The organism is Chitinophaga sp. (assembly GCF_035538455.1).
Lineage (GTDB): Bacteria > Bacteroidota > Bacteroidia > Chitinophagales > Chitinophagaceae > Chitinophaga.
Window position 1 is genome coordinate 1 of record NZ_DATLKJ010000120.1, and the last position, 24,414, is coordinate 24,414.

A 24,414-nucleotide genomic window follows, 5' to 3' on the forward strand; every position below is an offset into this window, starting at 1 on the left:
CAAATCTCCATTCCGGTCACTCACCATAGAATTAGCCCACCCAAAGGATCCAAGGAGCGGCTTAAATGTACAATCACCGGTAACCCGGTCAATTTCATAAATTGAATTTCCTGTTACACCATAGAACTGCTCATCCGGCGTAACCGCAAGATCTGTGAATACGGTAGGCAGCCTGACTACCTTTTTGTAGGTATAATCAGACATATCCACGTATCCCAGTTCCAGTCCGTTTACTACATACAGTTTGTCTTGGGAATAGCTACAAACGGTTAACAATAAAATCAGCGTTAGCAGGCAAAGGCTACGCAACCAAAAAAATTTCATCAGGTATAGAATTGTCCTATGCCTGCAAAATTAAAAGAAAATAGCTCCTCCGCTAAGAAAATATAACATTAACACTGACACATGATAAATTCATACTTTCCACGGAATAATCAACAGCCCCTTAGAAGAGCTGTTGATTATCTGTTATTATTACAAAGACCAAACGGCCAGCTCATAACCATCAGGATCGGTAAACTGGAAACGCCTGCCGCCCGGAAAGCTGAAGATCTCCTTTGTAATGACGCCTCCTGCTGCAATAACCTTTTGCTGCGTAGCCTCAAGATCAGTTGAATAGAGGACAACCAGGATAGTACCCTTTACCGGCTTCCCTGAAGTGAATCCCCCATCTACATATTCACCTTCAAATGCCGTATAGTCGGGACCGTAATCAGTAAACTTCCAGCCAAAACTTTCCGCATAGAATTTTCTGGCCCGCTGGATGTCTTTCGACAGGAACTCGATATACTGTACCTGCTCATGTTTCAATTTACTTTCAGAATGAGTATCTGCCATAACCGTATGCTTTTTGCGAAGGTATGAAATGCCGCACCCTGCCCTCTTGGAAAAAAGCGACAAAAGTATGTCACTGTTTTCAGGGATTAATGCCCATTTCTCTGTCGCTCAGAATAACACTTGACAAGGTGAATCCAAAATTCTTTCAGCGGAATAGTCAGTAAAGAAAGGCTATACGCTATATTAACCGGTGGGGATATACGGCAATAATTATATTTACCGCAACTTTTACTAAATACTGTACCATGATCGCCTACAACTCTTTACTACTGGTTGCAGCATTGTCTGTAACCCTGTTTTCCTGTTCCAGGGAAATAAGCGTTGCCCCCGATCGTAACCCTGACGGGAATCCAGATAGCAGGATCTATGGCTCCTACGATTATATTTCCATGAGCGCAGCCACAAAAAATACCAGCTCAGGCGTTGTAAACGGCTCAGAGCACACAACAGTATCTGTTTCCAACTACACCACCACGGATAACGCCGGCGTACTTACAATTGCTCCCGGCATAGTCACATTCTCCGGCTTCTCTTATTCGATAGATGCAGAAGTACTGAAGTATTCCTATACAAATGGGATAGCAGACGGTAACAAGGTTGAAATCCCCTGGAAATTCAGCTTGCCTGCGTCTTCCAGCGAAGCTCCCGCCCGGCTGATCGGCGCCGATTCCATCTATTTTGAAAAGGGCATAACGGTGCTGGCCACCACCAGTGGGATCGAATCCCAGGCTTCCGGTGCGAAATACACCCTGGAAGGAGATATACTTATCCTGACGGGCAAGATGGCGAAGACCACCACACTGGAGCAGGGAGATATAACGACCATAAAATCAGAATTAGTGTATGTAATCAAGTATAAAAAGAGAAAACGATAATATACTGAAACAAGGAAAGCCCCGTATATCTTAGTGTACAGGGCTTTCTTCGTTTAAACCAGCCATGACCATGCGTCACTCCCCTGGTAATCACGCATCCACCATCACATCCATCCCGGCCAGGTAAGCAGACAACAACTCCCGGGTGAACACCGGCTCCTTGATATAGCTGTCCTTCAGGAAAGCGGTCAGATTCGAACAATCATGCAGGTAACCGTTTTCATGCAGCTCTATAGAGGTCATCCCATTACTCGCCTTTTCCGTGATCAGCGGCAACATCAGATATAAGATGTTATTGCTGTCCTGGCGGATCTGCGACACCCACTCCTCCAGAGATACTTGTCGCAGCCCCATATCAAAGTGGCTGTTCAGCAACGCAAAGAATGCGGTAAGCGTAATATTGTTAGCCTGTATATGCAGGATATTAAACTTCATACCTGGTGCAGCCGGCTGCCGGGAAATATGCGTAATGGCAGCGGTTATATAATCCACGGTAGTCAGGTCCTCCCTGAGCGTAGGCATGTCAGGAAAGCTGCCGGCTTGTATACAACCTTTCACCAGCATGCTCCACCAGTTTCCCAAAGCACTCACACCGGTTTTACTATGACACATAGAATTACCGATTCTGTACAGTATAACCGGCAATCCTTTGGAAGCGGCCAATGCAGCTATCTGCTCCATCACCCATTTGCTTTGCACATAAGCATTATCATCCGCTACGGCCTGCAGGTGCCTGTAAATATCATCATCCTCCAGCAACACCTTCCTGTCGTCATAAATATGCCCCCAGCTGCTGACAGAAATCGTAGACAACAGGGAAAGGCATTTCAATTTGTGGCAGGCGGCCAGCCTGATGATCTCGCGCAAGCCATTCACATTGGGTTTTCTGATGTCCGCATAGGGTGTCAGAAAATTCACGGCGCTACCGGAATGATAGATCACATCAATTGTCTTGCACAACTGATCGAACCGCTCAGCATCCAATCCCAGCAAAGGCTTCGAAAGATCCCCCAATACCGGCACAATGCGGCTCTTCATAATTTCCGGAAGTGAGATATGGTGTTCACGGAAAAGCCCCTCCAGCTTTTCTATCGCGGTCTTTTCATTTCTTGAACGAATGAGACAATACATACGTGCATTCGTCTGTTGCAGCAAATCAGCCAGCAGGTATATGCCGATAAACCCTGTAACACCAGTGATAAAAATGGACGCCGGATTCATCATCACAGCTGTATCAAAGCGGCCTGTTATAGTAATATCTGAGGGAAGATATATATCATCCGTCAACGCCCGGATGATATCGTTTGTGTCGTACATGAATCTAGGTTTTTTGTGGCTCCGTATTAAAATAATATCGCGCGTGAAGGTATTTTCCACTACATGAAATGTCATTACAGTAGCAGGACAAAACATCCGCCAACAAGCATTATGCGCTTCATGATAATCTTCTCTTGTATTACTTCACTGATACGATGTTGCACTACCCTACGATTCAATACACATGATTTGTATTATATGTGGATCCATATGTTGCAGGCGAATTTTATACCCGCTGTTACAGGTGCGCCTCCATGCAGGGAATAAATCAGGTCTTTATCCTCTTCATCCAGATTTATAAAAGACAAAGCCATTCCCTTCTTGGGAAATACGCTAAAGCCTATTTCCGGGAATATCGTTTCCCCTCCCTCGAAGCTATCATTCAGGTAAACTAAAATCGTAGCCTTACGTTTCAACCCTATCTCGTGAGAGTCAAAATGTGGTTTGTACTCCTGTCCTTCTCCATAACGTACACACTGTAAATCTTCAATACGGCTGCTATCCACTTCCAACAATTCGGCCGCCCGTTCCACGATACCGTTAAATAATGGATCTTGCCTGCTGGTAGCGATAAATGCCGAATAACTGGTTCTGGTATCCGCTATCATGTTAGTACCATCCGCAGCCCCGGTCATGCTTCTGTTAAACAGATTATGTTGCTCGCAATAATCAATCATATAATCACATTCCTCTTCCGAGAAAAAATCCTCCACCGCAAAAATGGTGTCAGCATATGCCTCCCTTGCAGATAAATCTTCCTGCATGCACACTTCACAAAATGCTTCATCAATGACAATTTCTTTTATGTCCAGGTATTGCAACACGGTTAATTCACTCACAGCATAACTGTCAGCAGCTGTAAACGGATTCAACAAGTACACCTGTTGCGCTTCCACCTTTTCTATTATTGAAAATCCCTCCTGCTCACCTACCCGGATAAAAGCGATCGTAGGGAAAACAGTAGCGTCTGTAATGCTGTCAGGGGCCGTCTTCAACGCATGCCGGATGCCCCATTTCTGTAATTCCATGCTTATATCCTGCATAGATATTTCCGGGAATGTCGCTTTCTCATACAGGTCAGTCCGTACTTTTAAGCTGCCCATATTAATATTGTGCAGACCCAGTAAATGAATCACTAAATTAATAGTGTAATGATGTGCTGTAGTATGAAATTTAGGTTTCATAGATAGTACGCGTAATGGTTTCTTCTTTATAGTCATAACAATCCAGCGCAACTAATCCCCCACGGTGATTAGTTGCGCTGATAAGGTTTAATCTACTGCTATCATCAGATAGGGCAGCAAGGAGCAACAGTACCGTTGCTGATCTGGCAGGGATATCCGGCCGGAGGCGTTGGGCCAACAGGACCTGTTGTTGGATAACCCTGGCTAGGGCCACCTGGAGCGCCAATAGGGCCGGTACCGGTACCGCCTTTTAAATCTTCCCGCGCATCGATGCTGAGGCTTGCAATTTTCATTTTACTCAGGCTGAGTTTCTTGAATGTTTGCTTTTTCATGTTGTACTTTATTTAAGTGGTAAAAAAAACAGGGCTGTAATCGCCATGACATACCCATACCAACAATAAGAGTAATACTGTTGATGAGATTGTATGGGAAAACCATTACGCCGCAGCGTAATGCGTACAAAGAATACTGTTTGTATATTAGCTATTGAAGGGCCAATAGATTAGCATATGCCCTTCTTATGGAGGGCCGTTTCCGTTATTCATCAGTACTTGAAATGGTTATTGGTGCTTGAAATGGTTATTTTTAATATCGCGCTGGCATGGCTCAAATAATATTTAGCAGTTAACACTTCGCGTGACTATGTAATATTACAACATCTCTCACAGGCAAAATTGTTATAAGTTAACCAGTATTTCAATGATATTAACAATCTCAGAAAATGTAAACCATTAATATGGTACTTCCCTCATTATGCCACTTTTGATTTCCTGTTCATCTCCAATATCATTCCAAGGATCACCATGCTGATAACTGCTCCAAAAAAACACCAGACAGATATGACATACCAATGGAATAACAATCTGCTGAACAAATAAGAACCCAGCAACAGATAACCCAGCCAATGCAGTGATCTCTTCGAAGACAGTAACAGCGACAGAATAGTTGGAATAAAATAGATCAGGCCGTAGTACCACTTACGCGCAAGTGGAAATTCAAGAACATACCGGATATGGTGTGCCTCCGCTACTGCAACAGGTGTATGCAGGCAAAGCGAAATACCTGTATAGGCCGCCAGCGCAATACCGGCAAACAGTGTAATGACAATGACTTTTCTACGCGTGTTGTTATCTTCAAACAACAACGCACAGTACGGTATAAATACCGGCCAGATGATCTGTGCAAAAATAAGAAAGGCATAAGTGGCGGCCATTCTCCAGTATTCCCACGCAGGATACAACAACGACATCCATACAATTCCTTCAGTGAACTGTTGCAACGCGAAAAGCAACGGTACGGCTGCCAATACTCTTTGAGGTGTGGTACGCGCACTGCTGGCAGCAGCAATACCGATAACAGACAGCACCGCACCGGCGCCAAAACTAACTGATGGGGAGAAACACATGTTGTACCATATCCGGTTTATCCCCGACATCATTGTCAGAGATGGCTGTACACAACCATGAATACCTGAAGATAGCGCTTTCCAGCGCATTGCCTGACAACTTATTTTACCACCACCTTAACATTAAAATGAATACCTTTGTGGTACTTAGCTGGTGAATATCTGATTTTCACATCTCCCACCTCAACTGTCGTGGTACTGTAGATTTCTCATTTTTCGCAACTATCGCCATCTCCTCTCTATTTCTTCATTAATCAATCTATTCATGGTTATCATAGTCTTTTTTATTGCCTTATGGTATCTGTCGTTGTTTTGCCAAACCTTCTTCCAGCACAGGTATGCAGCCCATGGCGCTTTCTCCATGAGTAAAGGTTGGGAACGTTTCTTTTTTATTACATCATATGTAACCCAAGGTTCTTCATATATGAGTCCCAGAGCATATGCCGTAATGCACCGGTTACACCATGCTTATACAGACACCGAAAAGGATCCGCATTCACCATCCTATTCAAAACATATATTCGCAATGATGTGGCGCACGCGAAGCATATACCGGAGCATATTCAAAGGCACTTTAGATGTGGAAACAAAATTCACCAGAAATGTTCCGGAGTGGGATAAGTTCGATCGCTGGGCCAATTCAGGCTTATCGAGGCTTTTATGGGTGCTGCTATATGCCCTTATATTTGTATTATTCGCGTCATCTCCCTGGTTATACCTGTTGCTGCCGGTAGTAATAACGATGGGCGCGTTTCATGGAGCTATCATTAACTGGTTTGCGCATAAATATGGCTATAAGAACTACATACTTAAAAACACATCAGAAAATCTTTTCAGCATAGACATCCTGATGCTGGGAGAATCTTACCATAACAATCACCACAAATATCCGTCAGCTATTAACTTCGGTAAGCGCTGGCATGAGATAGATCCTGTATATCCGGTAATACGGCTGTTTGCCTGGCTGGGCATTATTACCATAACCAGGCCGGTAGCTGTCAAATCCTGAATACACACGCTATCTATAAAGATAACTGTAATAAAAAAGAGCTGTTTCCGCAAAGCAGAACAGCCCCTTCTTATTACAGTTATCAAAAACAAATTCGGTTACAAATAACACTTGCATCTGGAGTATACCGAAAAGTATCCAGCATATAAATGAGTACGATGATAGTCAAAAGAAAAAGCCACCCCTGAGAATCGGCAACGTTATCATTAGCCGCAAAAGCAGTGAACCATGTTAATAGGGTTTGTTGTACCTGGAAGATGAATTTTCAGACTGACTGTTTTTCGGATGCGCTTCATTTACCACAATAGATTGCATAAACACACGCGTGTTATGGAGCATTTCAACGGCCTTTTCACCCGCTGCCCGTTCCTCCATTTCAACAAATGCAAACCCCTTAGGTCGCCAGGTATAGTTATCTGTGACAATCTTCACCGATTTAACCACACCAAATTCCGCGAACAGGTCATGCAACTGCTTCTCTGACACCTGATGGCTCAGATTTCCTACGAAAATGTTCATAAATACTAATTTAAAAGATAAAGATTGGTAACTGAGACGCAGAAACTGAAGAGAGAATAGTTTGCAGATCAGAGAAGGCAATGGCAGAAAACCAATATCAGTTGAAAGATAGCTATTATTGTTGATATTGCAAATTATTTATTAAACAGCAGACTTTTACAAAAGTAACTTCCAATTTTGTAACAAACATTAACCACCTTCACTTTTGAAACCACCGGGCGGATTATCATGCGTAGCGCCATATTGTGTAAGACTAACAGCAACAACAGCCGTATGGTGAATTTTTATCAGTCCTCTGTTTTCCAGTTCGGTGAGCAACACGAGCAAAGGATCAGAAGATACGCAAAGCTCTTCAGCAATATCTTGCAAAAAAATGCGATGGCTTGGGTTAAGTGTTCGCTGGCTCATCTCCCTGATCTTTTTAAACACTTCAACACTGGTTATCATAGCTCACAATTTACCATAAAGGTACCGCAATTCTGTCCGGAATTATTCTAATTGCTTCACTTAATCTTTAAAGGAAGTGTACGCTTATTCAGCCTGATATTAGTTTATCATCCGGTCAACCATTTTTTATTTGATCTGTTATATAAATAACAGGGTAAAGTGATAAAAAATGTAATCTATAACTTTAAAAAAATACCACATGTTACACCCTACACTCCCTACAACACTCGAATACTTCGTAATGTTAATGTTGATTATCATGGTTTGTATTGCGGCAATTACGGCTCTCTCTTTCCGTCCCTGATAGTTCCTTCCAGGTCTCGGACCGCCAGTTAATGCAACTGCAAAGCCTTATAGCTTTGAGAGTTAGGTACTATACCCTACAACCCTCCGTCTCTTTTGCACGTTTGTACCCCGTAGACGCTTTACTCTTTTGCGCATAATAACTATCCCGGTTCTCTCATCTCGCGCATATCTCCACTGAAGGCTCCTTACACCCCTTTATTGTATCTTTGTATCATCCCAATAGTGTGCCCTATGAATCAGTTACAAAACAAGGTTGCGTTGGTAACAGGCGCCACTTCTGGCATAGGCAGGAGTGTTGCAATCGCATACGCAAGAGAAGGCGCCAAAGTAGTGGTGAACGGGACTAATGAAATCCGTGGACAAGAAGTAGTACAAGAAATTAACGACAACGGCGGCGCCGCTGTTTTCATAAAAGCAGACATTAGCAGCGCAGAGGAATGCGCCATGCTGGTAAACCGCACCATCGAAACATTCTCCCGTTTGGACATCGCCTGTAATAATGCAGGGGCCTTTTACCCAACTGTACCCGTTGCAGATTTTGACCATGATCAGTGGCGGCATATCATCAACGTAAACCTGAACGGTACGTTCTACTGCATGCAATATCAGTTGAAAGCTATGCTCCTCCAGGGACAGGGAGTGATTGTAAATATGGCCTCCATTGCTGGTCAGATCACTTTTCCGGGGATCAGCGCTTATGCTGCCAGCAAACATGCCATTATCGGTCTTACCAAAACGGCAGCATTGGAATATGGCGCAAGCGGTATTCGTATTAATGTCGTGGGGCCGGCCATCATCGAAACACCTATGGTAGATAATAATTTCACCAAAGAACAACTGGACTTCCTATTACCCCGGCATCCGCTGGGCCGCTTCGGAAAAGCAGCGGAAGTAGCGGAGCTGGTGTTATGGTTATGTAGTCCTGCCGCCTCCTTTGTAAATGGCGCCTACTACCCTATTGACGGCGGGTATCTTTGTCATTGACCTAACTGCCATCATAAGCCCATTTAATATAGCTGCTACCCCACATAAAGCCCGCGCCGAAAGTAACCAGTACCAGCTTATCATCTTTCTTCAGTTGCTTCTCATAATCCCAGATACATAGCGGCAATGTGCCAGCTGTAGTGTTACCGTACCTGTGCACATTCAGCATTACCTTGCCAGCGTCGATACCCAGTTGTTGGGATACCGCGTCTACAATGCGTTTATTAGCCTGATGTGGTACAAGCCAGGAAATATTGTCAATGCTGAGATGGTTTCTGCTCAACAGCTCCCTCGCCACTTTTTCCAGTTGAGTAACTGCATGTTTATAGATGGTACCTCCGTTCATGTACACGTAATGTGCCCGCTCCGCCACCGTATCTGCATTGGCAGGGCGCGCAGAGCCACCCGCCTTTATATTGAGATGTTTCCATCCGCTTCCATCTGTCTGCAGAATACTGTCCAGCACTCCATAGCCTTCGTCGTTGGGCTCCAGCAGTACGCCACCACCGCCATCACCGAAGATACTACAGGTGGTTTTGTCTGTATAGTCGATAATAGCGCTCATTTTATCCGCCCCAATGATCATGACATTTTTGTAACGACCGCTTTCAATAAAGCGGGCGCCTATGTCCATAGCATAAAGAAAGCCTGCGCAGGCAGCATTTACGTCAACCCCCCAGGCGTTACAGGCCCCTATTTTATCCGTCACGATATTTGCAGTGCAGGGCATAGGCATATCCGGTGTAATGGTCGCTACTATGATCGCCTCCACTTCTTCAGGAGAAATACCTCGTTTGCGGCAGATTTCCTGTGCTATGGGAACACAAAGATCAGAGGTCGCCTTCCCCTCTCCTTTCAGAATATGTCGTTCCCGGATACCAGAACGGGATACAATCCATTCATCAGAGATTTGTGCAATGGTCTCGAGTTCACTATTCGTCAACACGTAATCCGGTACATAACCGCCTACCGCCGTAATCGCTGCTGTTACCTTTTTCATAATTATTCACGCTTGATTATTTGTAATAATTGTCCGCTCCCCAAAGCACATAGCTCGCTCCCCAGATAAAGCCGGCGCCGATGGAAACCAATATCAGTTTATCTCCGTTTTTAAGTTTGTCGCGGTAATCCCAGAGACAGAGAGGCACTGTCCCCGCGGACGTATTACCGTACCTGTCTATATTGATCATTACCTTCTCCAGCGGGATGCCTAGTTCGCGGGCCACAATTTCAAGGATGCGTTTATTGGCCTGATGCGGCACGAGCCAGTCAAGGTCTGCAACACTCAGCTGGTTGCGATGCAGGATATCCTGTACAACCTGGATCATACCAGGAACAGCATATTTGAGAACAGTCTTGCCATTCATCTGCACAAAATGCTCCCTGTTATCTACGGTAATACTGGTAGCAGGACGGGCAGAACCTCCGGCCTTGATGTGCAGCCCATCTATATCACTCACATCACTACGCAACAAAACATCCATTACGCCGAATCCTCCTTCACTCGGTTCCAGGAGCACGCCGCCGGCGCCGTCGCCAAAGAGAACGCAGGTGGTCCGGTCCTTATAATCAACTACCGCACTCATTTTATCCCCGCTGATCACCATCACGTTCCGGTAACGCCCACTCTCTATAAAGCTGGCGCCAATGTTCAGACCACAGAGGAAGCCGGAGCAGGCTGCGTTGATATCCAGCCCCCACGCATTACTCGCTCCTATCTTACTCATCACGATCAGGGAAGTAGAAGGAGTGATCCTGTCAGGTGTGGCGGTGGAGAGGATCAGCACTTCGATCTCTTCCGGTTGTATGCCACGTCTGCGGCATATTTCCAGCGCTACAGGAGTACATAGTTCGGAGGTTCCTTTGTCCATCCCTTTCAGGATACGCCGTTCCTTGATTCCAAAACGTGCAGTAATCCAATCATCTGAGGTGTCCACCATCTGTTCCAGCTCTGCATTCGTCAGAACATAATCGGGCACATATCCCCCTACAGCTGTAATGGCAGCAGTGATCTTTTTCATGTGTCAGCGTGCTTTAATGATGAAGATATTTTCTATAAGGTCTGCGATGTGATTACTATAAATGATACCAGCGTCTCTTCTCCGTCGTCCAGGGAATAAAGGCGTCAGGAGACCTTGAGTTGCCGTTGTAACAGCCGATAGCAGTGTCGTCACCCGGATTATCCGGGTAGTACCTATTTCTGCACTACCAATGATCAATGGTGCATATTGCCCTTCCCGGTAAATCGGATTCGGGGTAGTTTTTAGAAATGGTGTGTTTTCCGCCAGGAATTCAACAATGTTTCAGGAATGTTCATGACGTCCTTGCCTTACTATTACTCCTCGTGTAAGTGGTACATATTGCTGCATTGCCAATGATCAGTTGTGTATCGTTTGATTCCAACCATAGAACTTATGAGCCGTTATATTTATGTCGGTGTATGATCAGTTGTACATCGTTTGATTCCAACTGGCCTGTGTTTGTGAAGCTGTTGAACATTCAGCGAAGTATGCAGTATGGTTGAGCATGAGATGCTGTGCTCCCATGATACCGTTTACCACATGAGATCTGTGCAATCGCCGTAGCGATAATCATTAGCTGATCACAATTGTATACATCATGTATTACCCTTCCTGGTAAATTGGGTTCAGGGTATTTCTTAGAAATGGTGTTTTTCCCGCCAGGAATTCAACAATGTTTCAGGAATGTTCATGACATCGTTGCTTTACTATATCTCCTCGTTCAATTGGACGCTTAATTCTTCATAAGATTGGACACTCTGTTCATTATAAAATTAGTGTGCAGTGCTGCTATAACATTTCATATGTCGAATTCTTTTGTTGAAATTAGCGAAAAAGGAATGCTGCTCACGACTGCTTTTAGTCCGGGCTGAAAGTTAAGACATCGAGTTCCGCATCGATCTCTGTTTTACAACGTGAGATAGAAACAGTCTGTTCCTCTCCGGAAAGCCCCGCTTCCCTGCCAAAGGTTCTAATCAATGATGCTGCAAACAGGCGGGCCAGTACTTTGCCATATACTACCTGCTCCAGATTGCCTGTTGGTTGTTTCCCTAATAGTTCCTGTTTATCCCCGATGAGATCAGCGGCATGGGTAGTATGTGAAAACTGTCTGATTACATCATGAAAAGGAGCGTCAGATGCAGGCTTGGTTGCACGCAGGCAATATTGGGTGAGCATCGCGCACAGCAGATCGTTTGCGCCACCAAGTATGCTGAATGCCCGCGCATCTGACATCGCGGTGGCGGCGAAGTTTGTCTTAGCTCCGGTACGGTAGCCTTCCGCTCCGCAGAGTTCCAGGTAATGATTGGCGCCGGTGAACATCAGGTCTGCGCATAATGTTTTTGTTGCCTGTTGTATGAAAAGGTCCGCAATCAGGGGTTCTCTTATATCTGTTTTGTTCAGCATGTAATAGAACAATACCCGGCATATATCCCGGCTGGCTGCTATAACCCTCAGCCTGTAACGCACGTAACCAAGATCGTACAACGTGCCTGCGCGTGTTTGTCTTTGCGTAACGTATAAGACAGCGGATTCATAAACACGTTGTAAAAAACCGGCACCCATGGCAGCAAATTGCGACCAGGAGCTCCCTATGAGATTCAGTATTCCTTCAAAATTGAGATGGCGGATGCTCAGTCTTCTGTATTCGGGCACAAATACATCGGCTTCATTCAACCCGAAATCAATAAGTCGTAAGCCCAGTGGTATGTATGTTTCCGTATTGCGCCAGCCTCCGTCAATTGTTCTGTGAACAAAGAGGTCCATTTTGTCGCCCGCTATACCGCCGTTTTTGTCTTTCGCTACAATCAGCCACCAGTCAGCTGTTGTACTGAATTCCTGCCAGTGTTTGCGTCCGTAGATATGATACCCTCCTTCTACAGTTTCGTACAGGGTCTTCATAGTGGAAACGCCGGAAGCTGCATCTGGATCGAGCACAGCAAAACCCATCAGCGCGCCGTTTATAAGAATATCCGTAAACACTTCCTCTTGCAGGGCGTCGCTCCCAAAAACGACAACATTGCGGCCGATGATTACACTCTGCGTAACAACATACATAGCAAGCGACAGATTATAGTAAGCCACTCTTTCCATGACCCGCCCCATTTCTTCATGACTTTCCCTGCCTCCGTATACACGGGGAATGATAGGATGCATAACACCCGCCCGCACCAATTGCTGCCAGTCGGCCCTGGGCATATGCTCACATGGATAGGTCTGACAGTCAAAATTGCGGAGTGTTTCCTCTACATGCTGCAAGAACTCAACTGAAGACAGATCGGTTAATTGCATGTGAAAAAGAATATACCCGAAATTAGGATCTTCTGTTTGTAATCCTGTTGCAGCCCCAATAGCCATAGATAGAAGAAAAAACCGCTACTAAGGCAACTAATTATGATCTGATTTGTTCTATCATAACAAGCCGAATTGCACCTATAACTTAAAAACTATCATATGTTACTCGTATTACCGATTGAATATCTCATTGTTTTAGTGTCATCTCTTGCGCTAATAGTGATAGTTTTCGCTACTGGCCTTTTTACCTCGATTCAAAATTCTATTTAGTTCCGCCGGGTTGCAGGTCAATTGCATGTGAAAAAGAAGATACCTGGAATCAAGGCCTTCTGTTTCTAATCCCGTAGCAACTCCAATGACCATAGATAAAAGAAAAAACCGCTACCAAGGCAACTAATTTCGATTGGATTTGTTCTATAATAATGGGTGTAATTACACCTATACCTTAAAAACTATCATATGTTACTCGTAATAGCAGTAGAATATCTGTTTATTCTTACTATACTTATTCTTGGGTTAGTCATTGGAATTAGCAATGTTTTGAATCACACTCTTATTTAGTTTTGCGAGATTGCAGACCAGAGGCTGATGAAATCTCAACGTTTTATTGCCGTTGGGGTTAAGGGGATATTCTTTATTCAACCAATCCACCATAAGAAAGCAACGAAATCCGATCTCACCAGTCAAAACTATACCAATTTTTGCCAGCCTAGAATCAGGGCGTTCCCCATAGCAGCCCCAATGACCATAGATAAAAAGAAAGTTCGCCACCAGGACAACTAATTTTTATTTGATTTGTTCTATAAAGTTGAATTGCATCTATAACTTAAAAACTATCATATGGTATTCTCATTAGCAGTCGAATATGCCGTTCTTCTGTCTCTGATTATTGTTATACTGCTCACTTTAATTAATATTGGTTTTTCGCATTGATTCAAGCTTCTATTTAGTTTTTGCCAGGTTGCAGGCCAGAACTGGCGAAGAGGGTTTACCCAACATACTTTATCCATTCATCGCTTGCTCATACAGCCGGTGGCCGTATGAAACCTCATTGTCTTTTTTCCAGTTCGTCAGATTATTTTTAAACGCGTTGGGTGTCAGCCCCGCTATACGTTTAAAGAGACGGGAGAAATAAGGATGGTTTTCGAAACCCAGATTATAGGAGATTTCTGAAATAGACAGGTCCGTGCCTGTCAGCAAATTCTTGGCTTCCGAGATCAGGAACAGATGAATTAATTCTAATGCCGTTTTCCCGGTTTCCTGTTTAAGTACATCGCTGAGATAATGAGGCGAAACGTGCAACTGTTCTGCAAGATATTTTACAGAAGGTAATCCCTGCGTGGCAGAAAGGCCTGTTTCAAAATAACCCGACAGCTGCTGATGGAAGCGGCTGGCTACTTTGCCGGAGTGATCCACCCGGTCGATAAACTGCCGCCTGTAGAAACGCTGACTATACCTGAGAAGAGAAGCGATATGGCCCAGGATAATTTCCCGGGACAGGTCATCCTGGGCGTTGTATTCCGCTTCAATGTCTTTCGATATCCTGATCATCGTCTGTTCTTCCTGGGGAGACAAATGCAGCGCCTCATTGATGTCATATTCAAAGTAACGGTACTTCCTGATCTCCGCATGCAAGGGATGACCATATAAATATTCTTCCTGGAATATCAAACAAAACCCATCACCCTCTGTCACGATATTCTCATTGGCAACAGTTTGCCCTGGTTTCATAAAAAATAGTCCTCCTCCTTTGGCATCGTACCTGGTACGGCCGTATTTCATCTCGCCTGACTTATGCCTGTTAAGACACATAGAATAATAACCCATGGTAATAGTTCCCAGGTTACAAGTGGTATCCGGTGTAGAAGGCTTCAGTACCAAAAGAGGATTTTCAGGAGGTTCCTCGCCTTTTAATAGAAAGAGTTCTGTTATGTTCGTACGGTCTGCCATAAAACAAAATTGATTGACGATATGACATATTATCCTGTTAAAATTAGGACAAATGCGTGAATGAAATTTATATGTTGCTTTTTATGAGAATAGGCGGCCGTCAAAACAGCCGCCCGACATATAAAAAACCTACAACTGTTACACTGTCGTTCTGCTATTTCCAACCTCCTCCTGTACTCCTGTACAATTCTACAACAGCAGTTAAAAGGTTACTATGGATATTGGCAAGTCCGAGGTCCGCTTGCAAAGCATTGCTTTGTGCGGTAATAACTTCCAGATAGTTCGCCATATCTCCCTGGTATAGCAGGAGCGCATGTTCAATGGCCCGGTGCAGATCAGCAGACTGTATGTAGGTTGCCCGTTCTTGTTCTTTCAGTTTATCTATCTGTGCAAGTGCATCAGACACTTCGCCTACGGCGCGCAGCACCGATTGCCGGAACGCGATGGCTGAATTATCACGATTCAACTTCGCTATTTCATATTGCGTTCTGTACTGCCGCTTGTTAAGGATGGGCTGCACAATGCCTCCTGCCGCATTGGCCAGCCAGGACGCCGGTTTAAACCAATCACTGGCGCGCAGTGACTCAAACCCAATACCTGACGTAATGGTGAGCTTGGGATACATATCAGCCGCCGCCACACCTACGCGGGCGTTGGCAGCCATCACGTCCAGCTCTGCAGCTCGGACATCCGGCCGGCGGCTGACGATGGTAGCAGGCAAGCCCGCCGGTACGCTCTGTGGCGCCGCCATATCTGTCAGCTTCACACTTCTCGCAATCTCGCCAGGATAAGCGCCCGTGAGCAACTGCAAGGCGTTTTCCTGAAGTATGATGTTTTGCTCCAGCAGCGGTATCCGGGCCGCAATGCCTTCACGCTGCGCCTTTACCTGGTCGATGGATAACTGCGTAACATTGGCAGTTCCTGCATTCATCAGCAACGTCGTAATCTGTAGCGTACTGTCACTCAATACCAGGTTCTCTCTGGTAATGGTCAGCTGTTTATCCAGCATCAACAGATTATAAAAACCTTTGGCAATATCGGATACAACGGTCGTCTGTACTGCTTTTTTAGCTTCATAGGTTTGCAGGTATTGATCTGCTGCCGCTTCTTTCTGTCGTCTTATCTTCCCCCATATTCCCAGCTCCCAGGTGAGGTTAAGCGTCACCTGGTGATCCTGGAAATAGTTCTTTCCTTGCAGGAAGGAGCCATTGAGACTGTTGGCAGAAGGCCTGTTGTATTGATATCCGGCCTGCCCGCTTACCTGCGGTGTCCAGAATAATTTTGCCTGTTTCAATTGCTGATCGGCGATATCGATGTTCTTCAATGCCGTCAGCATATCGTTATTGTGTGCGATACCTTTTGCTATCAGCGCCTGCAAGGCCGGCTCCGTAAAAAATGTATTCCACGGCATATCAGAAACAGATGAGGTATCACTGTAACTGACACCGTTGTATTGCGCCGGGAACTGCAGGTCCGGGCGCTGATAGTCACGGGTAACTTTGCAGGAGGCAATGATGGTGACTGCTATCGGAACTAACAGCAGGTAACGCAGATGATCTTTGCGGTCCATTATTCAGATTTTATACTTGTCTTGATTAATTATATGATTCCACTGCCACCTGCGGAGCCTGTATGGAAGCGGCTTTTCTGGCAGATATCTTTTCCTGCATATACTGGAAAATAACGAACAATACCGGTATCAGGAATATACCCAGCACCACACCGGAAAGCATACCGCCCACCGCACTCCAGCCAATGGAATGGTTACCCTGCGCAGAAGCTCCCTGTGTAAAGATCAGCGGGAGCATACCCACTATGAATGCAAAGGATGTCATGAGTATCGGCCGTAAGCGCAGGTTTGCAGCTTCCAGTGCGGCTTCCGTCAGGGTACGGCCCGCCCGCCGCCGCTGCACCGCAAATTCTACTATCAGAATGGCATTCTTGGCAATCAGACCTATCAACATGATCAAACCCACCTGCACGTACACATTGTTTTGTACGCCGCCAAAACCAATAAATGCAAACACACCTAACAAGCCGGTGGGAACAGTGAGGATCACGGCCAACGGCAACACATAGCTTTCGTATTGAGCCGCTAACAGGAAATACACAAAGAATACGCTGAGCAGGAAGATAAACACGGTTTGGTTACCTGCCCTGATCTCCTCCCTGCTGATGCCCGTGAACTCGTATCCATATGAAGCCGGTAGTGATTGTTTGGCAGTGGCCTGGATAGCTTTGATCGCATCGCCGGTGCTGTAACCGGGTTTGGGGATCACCTGTATCTGTACCGCCTTGTACAGGTTGTTACGGGTCACCACTTCCGGGCCGTACGTACGCACAAATTTGGCAACGGTAGATACCGGCACCATCGCGCCTGAATTGTTCTTCACATAAATACCATCTAAAGAACTTTCATCCATCCGGTAAGATACATCCGCCTGAGCCATCACCCTGTAGTATTTACCAAAGCGGTTAAAGTCGGTAACAAAGCTGCTGCCATAATAAACCTGCAATGTGTTCATCAGGTCGCTGATGGATATACCGAGTTGTTTAGCCTTGATATCATCTACTTCCAGGTTGTATTGCGGGTTGCTGGTATTGAAAGTAGTAAACGCTGTGGCGATCTCTTTTCTTTTGGTAAGCTCACCAATAAAGCCCCATGCCGTCCCTGCCAGTTGCTGTAATGACCCGTCTCCCCTGTCCTGTAAGGTGAATTCTGCACCGCTCACATTACCGAAACCTTGTACGGTGGGGAAGTTAACGAACACGGTCATCGCATCATGCACCTGTCCTGTTTTTGCGATAAGACCACCGGCAATAACATCCGGGTCCTTAACAGCCCCTCTCTCTTTAATAGGTTTGAGCCGGGAAAAGATGGCTGCCTGCGGAGAAGAAGTAGCAAAGGTGATCAGGTTAAACCCGTTGATCACCCAGGACCCGTTTGTCGCAGGATCTTTATCGATGATTTCACTGATCTGTGCCGTAGCAGCGGTGGTCCTGTCCAGTGAGCTGCCGGCCGGTGTTTGCACTACCGATAAAACAAAGCCCTGGTCTTCATTCGGGATAAATCCGGTAGGACTGTTTTTCATCAGTACCACACTTCCCAATGTTACCAGCACGAGGATCGCAATGGCTACCCACTTGTTCTTCAGCAGGAATTTTATACTGCTGACATACTTCGCCGTCATAGCATTGAAGCCGGTGTTAAAGGCGGTAAAGAAACGTTTACCCATGCCGCCTTTCTTTTCTTCTTCCGGGTGGCTGTGATGGTTTTTCAGCAACAGCGCGCACAACGCAGGGCTTAACGTTAATGCATTCACGGCAGATATGATAATAGCAGTAGCGATCGTAAAAGCAAATTGTTTATAGAATACTCCTGCCGGCCCCTGCACAAAACTTACAGGCACAAATACGGCGGCCATCACCAGTGTAATGGAAATGATAGCGCCGGATATCTCACTCATGGCACTGATGGTAGCCTCTTTCGGCGCCATATGCCCATGCTCCATCTTGGTGTGCACCGCTTCTACCACCACGATGGCATCATCTACCACAATACCTATCGCCAGTACCAGTGCAAAGAGCGTAAGCAGGTTGATCGTAAAGCCCAGCAGCTGCATGAAGAAAAAGGTACCGATGATCGCCACAGGAACAGCGATAACGGGTATCAATGTAGAACGCCAATCCTGCAGAAAAATAAACACAACCAATGCTACCAGTATGAAGGCAATAATCAGTGTTTCTTTTACCTGGTCGATAGAGGCATCCAGGAAATTCTTGACGTTGTACATGATCTCAAAACGGGTGCCTACAGGGAGCTTGGGCGTATACTCCTTCAACTGCCTTTGCACCTCCGTCAGGATCTCGTTGGCATTGGAGCCCGGCGTCTGCACAATCGCAAAGCCAGACGTAGGCTTATTGCTCAACTTGTTGGTGGAAGTGTAACTGTATCCGCCAAACTCAATGCGGGCCACATCTTTCAGGCGAAGTACCCCGCCATCGTTGTTGGACTTAAGCACCATATTCTCATAATCCTCATTCTTATTCAGCTTGCCCTTATACTTGATGATGTATTCAAACGACGCGGTACTTCCCTGTCCCAGCCTGCCGGGCGCAGCTTCTACGTTCTGATCTCTGATGGCATTCATCACATCTTGTGGCGACAAATTATTGGCCGCAAGCCGTTCGGGTTTCAACCATATACGCATGGAATAATCCTTCGCGCTGAATACCTGCGCCTGCGCTATACCAGGAATACGTTGCAGCTGGGGAATGAGATTGATCCTGAGATAATTTTCCAGGAAAAGCTCGTTGTAACCTTTAGTGGTATCGTAAGCCTGCAACCCCACAAACATAATCGTACTGTTCTGCACTTTTTGTGTGGAGATACCCGCCTGTATTACCTCCTGAGGCAGCTGGCTGTTGGCTTTTGATACACGGTTTTGTACGTTCACCGCATTAATATCGGGATCGGTACCTTGCTTGAAATAAACGGTCAGTGTGTAGTTACCGTCATTGCTGGAGTTAGAGGTCATGTAGCTCATGTTCTCTACACCATTCACAGCTTCTTCTATCGGTGTGGCCACGGCGCGCGCTACTACTTCCGAGTTGGCGCCCGGATAGTTGGCCGTTACCTGTACAGATGGCGGCGCAATATCCGGAAACAAAGTGATGGGCAAAGACATCAGCGAAATCGCCCCCAGTGAAAGCAATATGATAGACACCACCGTAGATAATACGGGACGTTCAATGAATTTTCGTAACATAAAATGAGATTGTAAGCGGACAAGCCGCAGAAATAAATATTATTTTCCGGAACAGGCCACTAAATAGGTCTCGCTCTGAGTAAGCTATCCATGGAAGCCATCTTCGGCTGAATAGTCATCCCGTCCTTCAGTCCGCCCATTAAAAGGGTAGATTGGGAAGACAGCACGATCCTTTCTCCCTGCTTTACGCCATCGGCAACAAAATAATAGTTAGACGTTTTACCCGTAATAGTGAGCGACCTCGTAACTACTTTGTTGCTGTCAGCAACGAGATAAACAAATACTTTGTCCTGTATTTCAAACGTCGCCTCCTGTGGCACCACCAGTGCGGATGACAACGTAGTCGGGATTCTTATCTTACCCGTACTGCCGCTTTTGAGTGTCCCTGATGCGTTCGGGAAAGACGCCCTGAAATTAATAGCGCCTACTGTTTTATCGAATTGCCCTTTTACCAGTTCTATCTTTCCCTTTTCAGGATAGACGCTGCCATCTGCAAGCACCAGTTGCACCGGGGGCATGGATCTTACTTTTTCAGCGATAGATTGGCCCGCATATTTTTCCGTAAACTGCAGAAAACCGGTTTCACTTAAAGAGAAATAAACCCTTACTTCCTTCGTCACAGAAACGGTAGTGAGTGCACCTGTCATGCCTTTCGCAACCAGGCTTCCCGTCTTATAGGGAATACTGCCGATGTAACCATCACCCGGCGCAGTGATAGTAGTATAGCCAATATTGATACGTGCCGCTTCCACCTGCGCGGCTGCCTGTGATACATTCGCCTGGGCAGAATGATAAACCGCTTCGGCTGATTTCAATTGGATGTCAGATACCACCTTGGCGGCCACAAGTGGTTTCAGCTTATCAACATTAATCTGCGCATTTTCCTGCGATGCCTTTGCCGCCTGCAAATTGGCCACCGCATTGTGAAGCTGCTCTTCGTAAGGCCTTTTGTCGATACGAAATAATACCTGCCCTTTTTGTACATAAGCGCCTTCATCAACCGCGATGTCAGTTAAATAGCCATCTGCTAATGGTCTTATTTCTATATCGCGGCTGCCTTCGATCGATGCGGTAAAATCCTGGTAGGTGACAGCTGGCAATGCACTCACCGTAACAACAGGCAAGGAGGGCGGTGCATTGTTGACAGCTGCATGCCCGGCGCAGCCGTATAACCCTGTTATGAAAGAAATCACCAGGCCCCCAGCCAGTATCCGCATCGGATTTAAACGGTATAATTGATATTTCTCCACAGTCATATAGTATTGGAAATTGAACATGAACAGTAATAGTATATAGTTGATATAGTTGCTAAGGTCATCAGGACAAGGAATGCAAAACACGCAGATAGGCAATGAAAGCGGAGATGCTTTCTTCCATTACCTCTTTGTCTAATTTGTAATCCACATCCGGATTACGCATCATCACAATGGAGATAAGTCCGTGCAGCATACACCAGAGCAGAGATGTTCTGAAATCAATTTCATGCTCGCTCATCTTCTGCTGGGAATCTATGTCTTTCATCGAATTGCCGATCAGCCGCCCGAAAATATTCAACTCCGGTTTCAACTTTCCGGTGCTGGAACAAGGAATACCTATCCCATACATGAGTTGATAATACTCCCTGTTTTTAAAGGCAAAATCCCAGTAAGCGCCGGCAAGCTTCTTCAGTTGCTCTTCCGGTGTAGCGCTGGATACCAGAGCGGTATCAAGATCTTTTTTCAATAGATGGAACCCTTCAAGCGAGAGTTCAAACAGCAAGGCTTCCTTGTTATCAAAATATTCGTAAATCACCGGTACACTATACTCTATGACATCGGCTATCTTCCGGATGGACAACGCCTGCCATCCTTCCATTTTAACCAGGTGTTTCGCAGCATGCAGGATACTAGCCTTTACTTCTTCTCTGTGTCTTAATCTACGTTCTGATATACCCATTGCTAACACTGTTATTTTTTCTCGGACGGTTAGATTTTATACCGGTGATTAACAATGTAAAGCTATGACGCAAAAAAAGCGCATGTTTATACAAAAAGCAGGAAAACTGATACAAATTGCGGGCAACAACTATATTTATACGTTGAAACATATGTTCTCCCCGTAACATTAAAAAAATAGCAGCTAAAAAATTTGATTAGAAATAATTAAAAAAAATATTACTTTTGGTGACACAATTACAAAAGTATTTACAAAATCACGTAAAGCCCGTTAAAAATCGACAAAATAGCCTATTTACATTTACTTTTCACAACACCTATAGTAAACAAAATTTAAAAGGTACAATCCCATTGATTGACCGGTACTTTATTCATTTACAAATTAAAAACTGATCCTTGCAAACACAGGCTGCATCAATAGCTATGCATTCCTGCAGTTTTTATGTGAATCGTTCTGTCACCGGAATACGACACCAACACTGAAAGAAGTGAAATCGCATTAATGTTTCTCCATCGAAACGGTATTCTTTTCATTTCAACACATTGTAATCCCTTCATCCCACCCGAAGGATTACAACCCTGTTACTAACGTTAACGGATATATTAATTGTTGCTGTTCCGGAATATTATTTTATCATGCTTATGTAACTTATGCCAAAGAATATCGTTTAAATTAAATCAGGAAATACTATGCAAGGATTAAACAGAAGAACAATGTTTTTCGTGGCCGAAAAGCAAGAAGCGCCACCAGGGGAAAAGGAGTTTGAAATTATTCATGCCAGAGATGTTGTCACACAGGCTGACGTAACCACAGCACTTAATGATTATCGTAAAAACTACGGGGAACATTTTTTCATTCCCGTACTGACTGACCCTTTTGAATACAAAGAAAAAGACCAGGTCATCCCGCTGCAACCGGAACAGTTATTCTTCATGGACTACACACAGCAGGCCGATATTAAAAATGCACGTATACTGGAAGTGGGATTAGGCTCCGGTATATTAAGCATATTCTGCCTCCTGAAAGGAGCCAGACACTGTACCGGACTGGAAATAAACCCCAGGGCAAAAATATTCAGTGGCTATAACACGCTGCTCAATAACCTGGACGCAGCACTCGAAATTAAAGACGGTAATGTACAGGACGTATTCGCACCCGTTGCAAACACCAGGTTTGATTTCATTCTGTCCAACCCTCCCTTTGAGCCCACTCCTCCCGGTATGGATTACTACTTCAATTCATCGGCAGGCATCTATGGACTTACATTTGTAGCTTCCCTGCTTAAAGATGTAGATAATCATCTGCATGAAAACGGCGTGTTTCAAATGGTAACCATGGCGCCTGGAAATGAACAGGAAGCATTCATGTTACACGAACTGGTCGAAAAATATCTGCCCGGATCAGCCGTCGAAATCATACTGGATCAGCAGCCAATTACCTACAATTCCTTTGTCGATAGATTCGTGTCCATCTTCGGTGAAGAGGAACAACGCATTCAGGCTATGAAAGATGAAGCCGCCAGGGATGGTGTCACACATCTGCATATGCTCGTGCTTAAATACAGAAAAGGAAGCAAAGGAAACATACAGACAAGAAGAACACATAAAACTTATGAAACCTGGTCTTCTCCTTTAGGTACTGCTAATACCCTGTATAGTTCGCTCGTATTATAAATACAGATTCTTAACGTTATTCCCGCTTACACCATGCCACTAGTAACCACCGGATAGGTAACCATACCATCATTGCATACCAGCCGTATTTAAGTGCCCATTAAAGGAACTGCCCTTAACATTACCCGCAACACCGCCATTGCCGGTAACAGAACCTTATTGCCTGTTCTTAAAAACAGGGCACTCATTGTACTGCAATGAGGTACATCATTTTTTAAACCTTGCCCGCCAATAACAAGTACCATCCTGTATAATGCAGGTAAGGCCTTACCATGTCCGTTATTTTATTAACACACCCTAATTAGTCATCTATAATCATCGTCATCATGTCATTTAAAATCCTGGGTATTAATGCCGCATATCACGAATCAGCGGCCTCTTTACTGGTAAACGGACAACTCATCGCCTCCATAGAGGAAGAACGACTGAACCGGATAAAACATGCTAAACCAGCACAGATAGACAATCCGGACGAACTCCCCATTGGCGCAATAATGGAATGTCTCCGCATGGCTGACCTCTCATTAGCCGACATCGACATTATAGCGTATTCCTTTGACCCCAAACGCCGCGCCGCTCTCCATGCAAACATGGAAGATCCCACCACTCCCGGCGACTGGGGCACGCCCGCAGGTGAATATCTTTTCTGCAGCCAGCTGCTATCCGTTCCTGAAAAATTAAAACGGCTTGGCTTCAGAGGACAGTTCCATTGGGTAGAACATGCTAAAGCACATGCTGCCTCTGCATTTTACCCCGCGCCGTTTGAAGAAGCTGCCATCCTCTCTGTTGACGGAATAGGCGAGATCGAATCTGTCCTGCTGGCTTATGGGAAAAAAGATATGATCACCCCCATTAAGCAAATCGTATACCCTAACTCGTTAGGCTTCCTGT

Annotated in this window: 21 protein-coding genes; 5 read left to right on the top strand and 16 right to left on the bottom strand. The window is 45.2% G+C overall.

What is annotated here, in order from left to right; all coding sequences use genetic code 11:
- Together VM802_RS14440 and VM802_RS14445 are read right to left on the bottom strand one after the other, a co-directional pair.
- A partial coding sequence (locus VM802_RS14440; RefSeq protein ID WP_325531644.1) for a hypothetical protein occupies positions 1–324 on the bottom strand: 324 nt, incomplete at its 3' end.
- 150 nt (positions 325–474) lie between these two features.
- Positions 475–837: a VOC family protein gene (locus VM802_RS14445; protein WP_325531646.1), complete on the bottom strand. Its 363-nt coding sequence runs from the start codon at positions 835–837 to the stop codon at positions 475–477.
- Positions 838–1,082: 245 nt separating this feature from the next.
- Here VM802_RS14445 and VM802_RS14450 point away from each other — a divergent pair, with 245 nt between their 5' ends.
- Positions 1,083–1,712: a hypothetical protein gene (locus VM802_RS14450; RefSeq protein ID WP_325531648.1), complete on the top strand. Its 630-nt coding sequence runs from the start codon at positions 1,083–1,085 to the stop codon at positions 1,710–1,712.
- A 90-nt stretch (positions 1,713–1,802) separates the two neighbouring features.
- Here VM802_RS14450 and VM802_RS14455 read toward each other — a convergent pair whose 3' ends face one another.
- From VM802_RS14455 to VM802_RS14470, 4 genes are all read right to left on the bottom strand, one after another.
- Positions 1,803–3,029: an SDR family oxidoreductase gene (locus VM802_RS14455; protein WP_325531650.1), complete on the bottom strand. Its 1,227-nt coding sequence runs from the start codon at positions 3,027–3,029 to the stop codon at positions 1,803–1,805.
- 194 nt (positions 3,030–3,223) lie between these two features.
- The gene (locus VM802_RS14460) at positions 3,224–4,213 is read right to left on the bottom strand and encodes a prolyl hydroxylase family protein (protein WP_325531652.1); all 990 of its coding nucleotides are present in this window, start codon (positions 4,211–4,213) and stop codon (positions 3,224–3,226) included.
- 104 nt (positions 4,214–4,317) lie between these two features.
- Positions 4,318–4,545 (bottom strand): class I lanthipeptide, encoded by a 228-nt coding sequence (locus VM802_RS14465; protein WP_325531654.1) that lies wholly within the window; start codon positions 4,543–4,545, stop codon positions 4,318–4,320.
- A gap of 419 nt (positions 4,546–4,964) precedes the next feature.
- Positions 4,965–5,708, bottom strand: coding sequence for a DUF6629 family protein (locus VM802_RS14470; RefSeq protein ID WP_325531656.1), 744 nt, complete (start codon positions 5,706–5,708; stop codon positions 4,965–4,967).
- Positions 5,709–5,883: 175 nt separating this feature from the next.
- On the opposite strand from VM802_RS14470, the gene VM802_RS14475 reads away from it, so the two are divergent.
- Positions 5,884–6,627 (top strand): acyl-CoA desaturase, encoded by a 744-nt coding sequence (locus tag VM802_RS14475; protein ID WP_325531658.1) that lies wholly within the window; start codon positions 5,884–5,886, stop codon positions 6,625–6,627.
- 231 nt (positions 6,628–6,858) lie between these two features.
- Here VM802_RS14475 and VM802_RS14480 read toward each other — a convergent pair whose 3' ends face one another.
- A complete protein-coding gene (locus tag VM802_RS14480; protein WP_325531660.1) occupies positions 6,859–7,146 on the bottom strand; it encodes an RNA recognition motif domain-containing protein in 288 nt (95 codons plus the stop codon).
- A 189-nt stretch (positions 7,147–7,335) separates the two neighbouring features.
- Positions 7,336–7,593, bottom strand: coding sequence for a hypothetical protein (locus VM802_RS14485; RefSeq protein WP_325531662.1), 258 nt, complete (start codon positions 7,591–7,593; stop codon positions 7,336–7,338).
- A 537-nt stretch (positions 7,594–8,130) separates the two neighbouring features.
- Between VM802_RS14485 and VM802_RS14490 the strand changes: the two genes are divergently transcribed.
- A complete protein-coding gene (locus tag VM802_RS14490) occupies positions 8,131–8,883 on the top strand; it encodes an SDR family NAD(P)-dependent oxidoreductase (protein ID WP_325531664.1) in 753 nt (250 codons plus the stop codon).
- Between the two features lies 1 nt (position 8,884).
- On the opposite strand, the gene VM802_RS14495 is transcribed toward VM802_RS14490, so the two are convergent.
- From VM802_RS14495 to VM802_RS14530, 8 genes are all read right to left on the bottom strand, one after another.
- Positions 8,885–9,883 carry a beta-ketoacyl-ACP synthase III gene (locus VM802_RS14495; RefSeq protein WP_325531666.1) on the bottom strand — a complete coding sequence of 333 codons (999 nt, stop codon included), beginning with the start codon at positions 9,881–9,883 and terminating at the stop codon, positions 8,885–8,887.
- Between the two features lie 16 nt (positions 9,884–9,899).
- Complete coding sequence (locus tag VM802_RS14500) at positions 9,900–10,904, bottom strand: beta-ketoacyl-ACP synthase III (protein ID WP_325531668.1); 1,005 nt, start codon at positions 10,902–10,904, stop codon at positions 9,900–9,902.
- 858 nt (positions 10,905–11,762) lie between these two features.
- Positions 11,763–13,193, bottom strand: a complete 1,431-nt coding sequence (locus VM802_RS14505; RefSeq protein WP_325531670.1) for an acyl-CoA dehydrogenase family protein — start codon at positions 13,191–13,193, stop codon at positions 11,763–11,765.
- 1,005 nt (positions 13,194–14,198) lie between these two features.
- Positions 14,199–15,146, bottom strand: a complete 948-nt coding sequence (locus VM802_RS14510; protein ID WP_325531672.1) for a helix-turn-helix domain-containing protein — start codon at positions 15,144–15,146, stop codon at positions 14,199–14,201.
- 154 nt (positions 15,147–15,300) lie between these two features.
- Positions 15,301–16,716, bottom strand: coding sequence for an efflux transporter outer membrane subunit (locus VM802_RS14515; RefSeq protein WP_325531674.1), 1,416 nt, complete (start codon positions 16,714–16,716; stop codon positions 15,301–15,303).
- 25 nt (positions 16,717–16,741) lie between these two features.
- A complete protein-coding gene (locus VM802_RS14520; protein ID WP_325531676.1) occupies positions 16,742–19,915 on the bottom strand; it encodes an efflux RND transporter permease subunit in 3,174 nt (1,057 codons plus the stop codon).
- A 59-nt stretch (positions 19,916–19,974) separates the two neighbouring features.
- Positions 19,975–21,192: an efflux RND transporter periplasmic adaptor subunit gene (locus VM802_RS14525; RefSeq protein WP_325531677.1), complete on the bottom strand. Its 1,218-nt coding sequence runs from the start codon at positions 21,190–21,192 to the stop codon at positions 19,975–19,977.
- A 40-nt stretch (positions 21,193–21,232) separates the two neighbouring features.
- Positions 21,233–21,850, bottom strand: coding sequence for a TetR/AcrR family transcriptional regulator (locus VM802_RS14530; protein ID WP_325531679.1), 618 nt, complete (start codon positions 21,848–21,850; stop codon positions 21,233–21,235).
- Positions 21,851–22,539: 689 nt separating this feature from the next.
- Here VM802_RS14530 and VM802_RS14535 point away from each other — a divergent pair.
- The gene (locus VM802_RS14535) at positions 22,540–23,523 is read left to right on the top strand and encodes a methyltransferase (RefSeq protein WP_325531681.1); all 984 of its coding nucleotides are present in this window, start codon (positions 22,540–22,542) and stop codon (positions 23,521–23,523) included.
- 326 nt (positions 23,524–23,849) lie between these two features.
- On the top strand, positions 23,850–24,414 hold a 565-nt coding region (locus tag VM802_RS14540; protein WP_325531683.1), incomplete at its 3' end, for a carbamoyltransferase N-terminal domain-containing protein.

What these genes read in the sequence shown, in the direction of transcription:
- VM802_RS14445 (WP_325531646.1), bottom strand. Translation starts at nt 837, where the DNA reads ATGGCAGATACTCATTCTGAAAGTAAATTGAAACATGAGCAGGTACAG.
- VM802_RS14450 (WP_325531648.1), top strand. Translation starts at nt 1,083, where the DNA reads ATGATCGCCTACAACTCTTTACTACTGGTTGCAGCATTGTCTGTAACC.
- VM802_RS14455 (WP_325531650.1), bottom strand. Translation starts at nt 3,029, where the DNA reads ATGTACGACACAAACGATATCATCCGGGCGTTGACGGATGATATATAT.
- VM802_RS14460 (WP_325531652.1), bottom strand. Translation starts at nt 4,213, where the DNA reads ATGAAACCTAAATTTCATACTACAGCACATCATTACACTATTAATTTA.
- VM802_RS14465 (WP_325531654.1), bottom strand. Translation starts at nt 4,545, where the DNA reads ATGAAAAAGCAAACATTCAAGAAACTCAGCCTGAGTAAAATGAAAATT.
- VM802_RS14470 (WP_325531656.1), bottom strand. Translation starts at nt 5,708, where the DNA reads ATGCGCTGGAAAGCGCTATCTTCAGGTATTCATGGTTGTGTACAGCCA.
- VM802_RS14475 (WP_325531658.1), top strand. Translation starts at nt 5,884, where the DNA reads ATGGTTATCATAGTCTTTTTTATTGCCTTATGGTATCTGTCGTTGTTT.
- VM802_RS14480 (WP_325531660.1), bottom strand. Translation starts at nt 7,146, where the DNA reads ATGAACATTTTCGTAGGAAATCTGAGCCATCAGGTGTCAGAGAAGCAG.
- VM802_RS14485 (WP_325531662.1), bottom strand. Translation starts at nt 7,593, where the DNA reads ATGATAACCAGTGTTGAAGTGTTTAAAAAGATCAGGGAGATGAGCCAG.
- VM802_RS14490 (WP_325531664.1), top strand. Translation starts at nt 8,131, where the DNA reads ATGAATCAGTTACAAAACAAGGTTGCGTTGGTAACAGGCGCCACTTCT.
- VM802_RS14495 (WP_325531666.1), bottom strand. Translation starts at nt 9,883, where the DNA reads ATGAAAAAGGTAACAGCAGCGATTACGGCGGTAGGCGGTTATGTACCG.
- VM802_RS14500 (WP_325531668.1), bottom strand. Translation starts at nt 10,904, where the DNA reads ATGAAAAAGATCACTGCTGCCATTACAGCTGTAGGGGGATATGTGCCC.
- VM802_RS14505 (WP_325531670.1), bottom strand. Translation starts at nt 13,193, where the DNA reads ATGCAATTAACCGATCTGTCTTCAGTTGAGTTCTTGCAGCATGTAGAG.
- VM802_RS14510 (WP_325531672.1), bottom strand. Translation starts at nt 15,146, where the DNA reads ATGGCAGACCGTACGAACATAACAGAACTCTTTCTATTAAAAGGCGAG.
- VM802_RS14515 (WP_325531674.1), bottom strand. Translation starts at nt 16,716, where the DNA reads ATGGACCGCAAAGATCATCTGCGTTACCTGCTGTTAGTTCCGATAGCA.
- VM802_RS14520 (WP_325531676.1), bottom strand. Translation starts at nt 19,915, where the DNA reads ATGTTACGAAAATTCATTGAACGTCCCGTATTATCTACGGTGGTGTCT.
- VM802_RS14525 (WP_325531677.1), bottom strand. Translation starts at nt 21,192, where the DNA reads ATGTTCAATTTCCAATACTATATGACTGTGGAGAAATATCAATTATAC.
- VM802_RS14530 (WP_325531679.1), bottom strand. Translation starts at nt 21,850, where the DNA reads ATGGGTATATCAGAACGTAGATTAAGACACAGAGAAGAAGTAAAGGCT.
- VM802_RS14535 (WP_325531681.1), top strand. Translation starts at nt 22,540, where the DNA reads ATGCAAGGATTAAACAGAAGAACAATGTTTTTCGTGGCCGAAAAGCAA.